The following is a 7,018-nucleotide window of genomic DNA, read 5'->3' as shown; positions in this document are numbered from 1 at the left end:
TCGAGGTCGCCGTGGACCTCGAGCAGCTCCAGGCCGGCCCGGTCCAGCATGGCCGCCAGCTCGGTCAGGGTGTACAGCCGGATGGCGACCTCGCGGGTGACCCGGCGCCCGTCGGGGCCGATCAGGGTCCAGCGGGCCAGGTCGCGGCTGGTGCGCAGGTCCAGGGTCCGTTCCTGGACCACCACCAGGTCCTCGTCGTTGCGGAGCACGCGGCGGTGGTCCCAGTCCCGCACCAGGGCCTCGCGGTTGGCCAGCTCCTGGAGGAACCGGCCGCCCGGGGCCAGGACCCGGGCCACCTCGGCCAGGACCAGCTCGTCCTGGGCCTCGTCCTCCAGGTAGCCGAAGGCGTTGAACAGGTTGAGGACGGCGTCGAAGCTGGCGTCGGCGAACGGCAGCCGGCGCATGTCGGCCGCGACCAGGTCGACCAGCTGGCCCTGCCCGGCGGCCCGGGCGGCCGCCCGGCCCAGCAGCCGCCGGCTGCGGTCGAGCCCGGTGACCCGGAAGCCGAGCTGGGCCAGGGGGACGGCGTGACGGCCGGGGCCGCAGCACAGGTCGAGCAGGCGCGCCCCCGGGGCCAGCCCCAGCCGCTCCACCACCGCGTTGACCTCGTCCGCGGTCCGCTCGTCGGGCAGCAGCGGGCCGAAGATCCGCAGGTAGTCGTCGTCGAAGAAGTCGGTGTACCAGGGTCGCTCGTCCAACCGCCGTCCCCTCGTCGTAGCGCCGCGGGTCATCCGCGGCGGCGACCAGGGCACCTCTGCGGCCCCCGCGAAGTCAAGCCTTGATCTCCTCCCCGGCGGGGCCGACCATGGGGCCAGCAGCACCCTCCCTCCCTGGCATCGCCTCCACGGCTCAACCCGTTACCGGTGCGCCTGAACCGCCGGCGCCCGTGACCCACCGAACCGACTCCCCGCCCGGCCCGACCCGTGCCCGGCCTGGCCCCGCCCTGCCCGAGCCCGGCCCCGGACCGGCCTGCCCTTCCACGCCCACGCCTCGAAAGGGGGCTTCCCGTGAGCATGACCATCCGCCGAGGCCGCCCCCCGGCCCGGCCCGCCGCCGCCCGCCCCGCCCCGGGCATGGCCACGCTGCTGGCCGCCTACCTGGCCGCCGCCTTCCTGGTCCTGGCCGTGGTGCTGGCCGTGGCGCCCCACCGGGCCCCGGCCCCGCCCGCCCCGACCTGGGACTACCAGCGCGAGCGGGTCGCCCTGGAGGGCGGCGGCGCCCTCAACGCCTACGCCCGCTGGGCCGTCGGCACCACCGCCGCCCTCACCCGCGGGTCGATCGAGCGCCAGCGCGACGTCCACCGCCTCAGCCCCCTCGACTTCCACGCCGGCGAGCCCGCCGCCCGCGGCCTGTCCGCCTGGCGCGAGCGCCACCGCCTCCCCCTCGAGGGCGCCACCCTGGCCGCCGTCTGCGCCCTGGCCGCCTGGGGCACCCTCCGCCGCCGCCCCGGCCGGGTCTGGCTGGCTGCCCTCCTCATGCTCGTCGGCCTCACCGTCCTCGTCACCCACCCCCAGACCGCCACCGCCCTCGCCGCCCGCGCCGGCACGGCCATCCCCAACCTGGTCCTCAAGGCCGGCGCCACCGCCGACCCCAGCGGGTCGGTCGCCACGGCGGGCCGGGAGGGTGGGTCCGGGGTCGGGGCGGGCGCCCCGGCGAGCCTGGGCAGCGGGCCCGGGACCGGGGAGGGGCCGCGTGCGCTCGCCGCCGGTGGCCCGCGGGCCGAGGCCGTGCAGCGGACGGTCGCCGAGCGCTACTGGACGGCGTTCGTGGGCGAGCCCCTGTCGCGGCTCCAGACCGGGACCACGGTGCTGGCCACCGCCCCGCCCGCCGCCAAGCCGGGCGTGCTCGGGTCGCTGCGGTCCCGGGTCACGGCCGTGGGGGACTGGGCCGTCGGCCGCCACGGCCCCGAGCGGGCGGTGATCGCCAGCCTCGCCCTGGCCTACGTGCTGCCGTTCGCGCTCGCCCTGGTCGCCCTGGCCATGCTGGCCAGCTGCGCCCAGACCCTGGTGTGGCTGCTGGCCCTGGCCGGCCCCGTGGTCCTCCCCCTGGCCGTCGACCCCCGCCGCCGCCGCGGCGTCCTCCGCTGGTGGCTGGTCCCGTTCGCCACCGCCCTGGCCCTGCTCGCCGGCGCCGCCCTGGCCGCCCTGGTCGTCATCCGGGTCGCCGAGCTCACCCACGCCGCCGACGCCTACCTCGGCATGCTCCTGGCCGGCTCCACCGCCCCCCTCCTGGCCGCCTTCCTGGCCCTGCGCCACCTCCGCCCCCGCCGCCCCTCCCGACCCCGCGCCCTCCCCAGCCCCCGCCCGGCCCAGCCGACCCGCCGTTCCCGCCCCCCCAAGCCCGCCACCGCCCGGGGAGGTGCCGCCTGATGGCCCACCAGGACCACAACGCCCAGCAGGGGGGTGGCTCCGGCCGCGGCCGCGGGGCTGGGTCCACCCCCGGCCCGCGACCCGCGTCCCGGCCCGGCCCGCCCCCGGACTCCGGAACCTTCCACTTCTCGAACCGGACGAACTGGACTCTCCTCCGGGTGGCGGCGGTGCTCGGTGCCGGTGGCCGGCGGGTGCTGGCCGCGGCCACCGGGGAGGCCGGGCGGCGGGTGGCCAGGGCGGTGGCCGTCACGGTCGTCCTGGCCGTGCTCGTGGCGGCCCTGTACGACCGGGGGGAGGTGCCGGTCGCGGCCGCCGGGCCGGCCGTGGCCGGCCCCGCCGGCGCCACGAACGGCCCGGCCGCCCGGGCCCGGGGCGGGACCGCCCGTCGCGCGGACCCGGGCAGCCTCGGCGGCCTGCGCGGCCGGGACCGGCCGGCGCCGGTGGGGGAGCGGCCCGCGGCCGTGGCCGCCGCCTGGTACGCCGCCCGCCAGGGCGTGCCCAGGGCCAAGGTCAAGCCCCTGCAGCAGGACCGGCTGTCGTCCAGGGAGGTCCGCGTCCTGGTCCTGGCCGACCACGGCCGCGGCCGGCTGCGCACGGCGCTGGTGCGGGTGCGGCTGGGCCGCGACGGCTGGAGCGTCCGGTGAGCGCCCGGGCGCGCCTGGGCGGCGGGGGAGTGCTGGTCGCGCTGCTGCTGCTCGGCCTGCTGGCCACCATCGCCTCCCCCGGGTTCCCGGTGAAGGGAGCGCAGGCGGTGGGTCGGGCGGTCGCCGGGGCGGTCGGCGGCGCCCGCCCGGCCCCGGCCCCGGCGTCGGGGGAGGCGCCCGGCGGCCCCCACATCGGGGCCAGCGACGCCGCCCTGGCCGACATCCCGCCCGACTACCTGGCCCGCTACGTGACCGCGGCCGGCACCTGCCCGGCCCTGAGCTGGCAGGTCCTGGCGGCCATCGGCAAGGTCGAGTCCGACCACGGCCGCTCCTCGGCCCCCGGCGTGCGCGACGGCGTCAACCGCGCCGGCTGCTGCGCCGGCCCCATGCAGTTCAACCTGACCAACGGCCCGCCCAGCACCTGGGACACGTGGGGGACCGGCGTCCGCGCCCACGTCTACAACCCGGCCCACGCCGTCCCGGCCGCCGCCCGCAAGCTCTGCGGCGACGGCCTGGCCCGCCCCGAGGCGGTCGGCCGCGACCCCTGCCCGCACGTTCTCGGCTCGGCCGCCCTCCACACCGCCCTGCGGCGCTACAACAACGCCTGCTGGTACGTGCACGAGGTCGTGACCCTGGCCGGCCGCTACACCCGGGCCGCCCCCACCCAGGCCCCGGCCCGCGACCCGTTCGTCCGCGCCCTGGTCGCCAGCCCCCGGATCACCACCACGGCCAGCCGCGGCTGCGACCCCAGGACCGACCTGGCCTCCGGCCGCCTCGACCTGCGGGTCCAGTCCCTGCTGGCCGTCCTGGCCGAGCGCCACACCATCCGCCTGAGCTGCCTCCGCTCGGGCCACTCCCGCTTCGTCAAGGGCACCACCCGGATCTCCAACCACACCGTCTGGCGGGCCGTCGACATCGACATGGTCGACGGGCGCCCCGTCAGCCGCCACAGCCATCCCGCCCGCAGCCTGGCGCTGTGGCTGGACGGCCTCCAGGGCCCCCTGCGCCCCTCCGAGATCGGCTCCCCGTTCCCGTTCGGCCGCCGCCCCTATTTCACCGACGAGGGCCACCAGGGCCACGTCCACATCGGCTACGGGTTCCTGGGATGACGGTGCGACCTGGTGGACCTGCCGCTAGTTCGCCGCCACCGATGCTTCCAGGATGCGCTTCAGGTTGGCCAGGTCGGCCTCGCTGTGCTTCTTGACCGTGCGGACGATGATGGGCGCGAGCAGCCTGTAGAGGCCGGCAACCTCCGCCTCGCCTGAGGCGGTCAGCCGGGTCCCAGCTCCTGCCGGTTCGACCGAGTAGCGAGCTCGACTGGCCATCGGCCCGGAGCTGACCTCGAAGGCGAACGCCTGGCCGGGCTCGTACTCGGTGACCAGGTAGTCAGCGGTGCGGCGTCGACCGAAGGCCTTGACCACGGTCTGCAGCGTCGAGCCGACACCGAGCGGGCCGCCGGAGGTCTGCCTGGCCTCCAGAACGCCCCGAGACCATTGGGTGGTGTTCTGGAAGTTGCTGATGTAGTCCCAGACCTCTTCAACGGGCCGGTTGACGGTCACGCTCTGGGTGATGGTGCGCATGAGCTCCTCCTGTTGTATGATACTACTCAGTATATTAATACTTATCAGTATGTCAAGAGGCCTGGCCCTGGAGGACGGCATGATCCGACTGACCCGGGAGCAGCGCCGGCAGCAGACCCGTGCCCGGCTGCTGGACGCCGCCGGCCAGGTGTTCGCCCGTCGCGGGTTCCATGCCGCCACGGTCGACGAGGTCGCCGACGCGGCCGGCTACACCAAGGGCGCCGTCTACTCCAACTTCGCCAACAAGGACGAGCTGTTCCTCGCCTTGCTGGACCAGCGCCTGGCCGCGCAGCTCCAGCAGGTCGAAGCGCTGTACGCCATCGAGTCGTCCGAGGAGCTGCGTGCCGCCCTCCGCGTCCAGACCGAGCAGGAGTTCGCCGCGGCGCGCGACTTCGGCGTGCTGCAGGTCGAGTTCTGGCTGTACGCCATGCGGAACCCCGCCGCCCAGGCCGAGCTCGCCAAGCGATACCGGCAGCTCCGGGACCGCCTGGCCGAGCTGATCACCGGCCGCTACGCCCGCCACCAGATCGCTCCGCCCATGCCCCCCGGGCACCTGGCCGCACTGGCGATCGCCACCGACAGCGGCCTGTTCCTCCAGTTCTCGGCCGAGCCGGGCGCGCTTCCCTGGGAGCTGCGCGCCGACGCCATGCTCCAGCTCCTGGACCCCGGTCCTCTGGGGGACCGCTGACGAGCGGACCCAGCGTGGGGAAGGGACGCCAGCGTCGCTAGACAGCTCCGGTGCGACGTGGCACGATCGCGCAGGTGACCAGCACAGCGGCCGCAGCACAGCACCTGCGCGACCTCGCGCGGCTGCGCCGCGTTCGCGACCGGATCGACCGCGAGTACGCGCAGCCGCTGGACGTCGAGGCGCTCGCCCGCGGCGCGCACATGTCGGCCGGGCACCTCAGCCGCCAGTTCCGGCTCGCCTACGGCGAGTCGCCGTACGCCTATCTGATGACGCGGCGCATCGAGCGCGCGATGGCGCTGCTGCGTCGTGGCGACCTCAGCGTCACGGAGGTCTGCTTCGCGGTCGGCTGCTCGTCGCTGGGCACCTTCAGCAGTCGCTTCACCGAGCTGGTCGGAGTGCCGCCCAGCGTCTATCGGGACCAGGCGGCGCGCGCGACGGCGGGGATGCCGCCGTGCGTCGCCAAACAGGTGACCAGACCGGTCAGGAATCGAGAAGCGCCGGCCCCGAGCCGCAGCTAGCCTGACCGCCATGGACATCACCATTCGCGAGACCTTCCTCCCGCACACCGACCCGGACGCCTCCCTGGCCTTCTACCGCGACACCCTCGGCTTCGAGGTCCGCAACGACGTCGGCTACAAGGGGATGCGCTGGATCACGGTCGGCCCCCCCGACCAGCCCGGCACCTCCATCGTCCTGCACCCGCCGGCCGCCACCCCCGGCATCACCGACGACGAGCGCCGCACCATCCTCGAGCTGATGGCCAAGGGCAGCTACTTCGGCGTCAACCTGGCCACCGCCGACCTCGACGGCACCTTCGCGAAGCTGGAGGCCAGCGGCGCCGAGGTCGTCCAGGAGCCGACCGATCAGCCGTACGGCCTCCGCGACTGCGCGTTCCGCGATCCCGCGGGCAACCTGATCCGCATCCAGGAGCTGCGCTGAGGTGCCGGGCGGTGGACCGCAGGGCATGACCGCGCCTGGCAACGTCCTCGGGCTGCTTCAGGACCGATGAGTGCCGACCCCCGCTCCCGCCCCCAGCGTCGTCGCGACACCGAGCATCGGCTCACCCACGACATCGATGTCTGGGTGGCCAGTGCCTCGGCGGACGGTGGGCCGTATCTGGTACCGCTGTCCTTTGACTGGGACGGCGAAACGCTGCTGGTGGCCACGCCGACGGACAGCCCGACCGGCAGGAACCTGGCCGCCACCCGGGCCGTCCGGCTGGGCCTGGGCCACACCCGCGACGTGTCCATGATCGATGGCGACGTCGAGGTCCTCGAGATCGACGCGCTGGCGCAGCAGCGGGGTGACCGGTTCGCCGCGCGCACCGGCTTCGACCCGCGTGCGCTGGCCACGCCGTACCGCTGGTTCCGTATCTCCCCGCGCCGCATCCAGGCTTGGCGCGAGGTGAACGAGCTGTCCGACCGCGAGCTGATGCGCGACGGCCGCTGGTTGGGCCCCGCCTGACAGATGGAGACACGATGAGCATGGCCACGAGGACGGAGACGCAGCCGCCTGCGCTGTACGCTGCCGACAGCCACGATCTGATCCGCGTGCAGGGCGCGCGCGTGAACAACCTCAAGGACGTCAGCGTCGAGCTCCCGAAGCGCCGGCTGACGGTGTTCACCGGCGTCTCCGGCTCGGGCAAGAGCTCGCTGGTGTTCGGCACGATCGCCGCGGAGTCGCAGCGGCTGATCAACGAGACCTACAGCGCCTTCGTGCAGGGCTTCATGCCGACGC

General features: G+C 75.2%; 10 protein-coding genes. 8 read left to right on the top strand and 2 right to left on the bottom strand.

Annotated features, from left to right (window positions below; translation table 11 throughout):
* Positions 1-698 (bottom strand): methyltransferase domain-containing protein (locus VF468_30150; GenBank protein ID HEX5882549.1); only part of this gene is annotated, 698 nt, incomplete at its 3' end.
* 315 nt (positions 699-1,013) lie between these two features.
* On the opposite strand from VF468_30150, the gene VF468_30145 reads away from it, so the two are divergent.
* Genes VF468_30145 through VF468_30135 form a run of 3 tightly spaced genes read left to right on the top strand, consistent with a single transcriptional unit; the run spans position 1,014 to position 4,122 of the window.
* Positions 1,014-2,369 carry a hypothetical protein gene (locus VF468_30145; protein ID HEX5882548.1) on the top strand — a complete coding sequence of 452 codons (1,356 nt, stop codon included), beginning with the start codon at positions 1,014-1,016 and terminating at the stop codon, positions 2,367-2,369.
* The gene (locus VF468_30140; GenBank protein HEX5882547.1) at positions 2,369-3,013 is read left to right on the top strand and encodes a hypothetical protein; all 645 of its coding nucleotides are present in this window, start codon (positions 2,369-2,371) and stop codon (positions 3,011-3,013) included. Before VF468_30145 ends, VF468_30140 begins: the two co-directional genes overlap by 1 nt.
* The gene (locus VF468_30135; GenBank protein ID HEX5882546.1) at positions 3,010-4,122 is read left to right on the top strand and encodes a hypothetical protein; all 1,113 of its coding nucleotides are present in this window, start codon (positions 3,010-3,012) and stop codon (positions 4,120-4,122) included. Before VF468_30140 ends, VF468_30135 begins: the two co-directional genes overlap by 4 nt.
* Positions 4,123-4,146: 24 nt before the next feature.
* On the opposite strand, the gene VF468_30130 is transcribed toward VF468_30135, so the two are convergent.
* Entirely contained in the window at positions 4,147-4,593 is a 447-nt protein-coding gene (locus VF468_30130) for an SRPBCC family protein (protein ID HEX5882545.1), read from the bottom strand.
* A 49-nt stretch (positions 4,594-4,642) separates the two neighbouring features.
* Between VF468_30130 and VF468_30125 the strand changes: the two genes are divergently transcribed.
* The 5 genes from VF468_30125 to VF468_30105 form a co-directional block, all read left to right on the top strand.
* The gene (locus VF468_30125; protein ID HEX5882544.1) at positions 4,643-5,281 is read left to right on the top strand and encodes a TetR/AcrR family transcriptional regulator; all 639 of its coding nucleotides are present in this window, start codon (positions 4,643-4,645) and stop codon (positions 5,279-5,281) included.
* 74 nt (positions 5,282-5,355) lie between these two features.
* Positions 5,356-5,799: a helix-turn-helix transcriptional regulator gene (locus VF468_30120; protein ID HEX5882543.1), complete on the top strand. Its 444-nt coding sequence runs from the start codon at positions 5,356-5,358 to the stop codon at positions 5,797-5,799.
* Positions 5,800-5,809: 10 nt separating this feature from the next.
* The gene (locus tag VF468_30115; GenBank protein ID HEX5882542.1) at positions 5,810-6,220 is read left to right on the top strand and encodes a VOC family protein; all 411 of its coding nucleotides are present in this window, start codon (positions 5,810-5,812) and stop codon (positions 6,218-6,220) included.
* A gap of 66 nt (positions 6,221-6,286) precedes the next feature.
* Positions 6,287-6,745: a pyridoxamine 5'-phosphate oxidase family protein gene (locus VF468_30110; GenBank protein ID HEX5882541.1), complete on the top strand. Its 459-nt coding sequence runs from the start codon at positions 6,287-6,289 to the stop codon at positions 6,743-6,745.
* A gap of 14 nt (positions 6,746-6,759) precedes the next feature.
* Positions 6,760-7,018 (top strand): excinuclease ABC subunit UvrA (locus VF468_30105; GenBank protein HEX5882540.1); only part of this gene is annotated, 259 nt, incomplete at its 3' end.

Source organism: Actinomycetota bacterium, from assembly GCA_036280995.1.
GTDB lineage: Bacteria > Actinomycetota > CALGFH01 > CALGFH01 > CALGFH01 > CALGFH01.
This window is presented reverse-complemented; position numbering and strand designations above follow the sequence as displayed.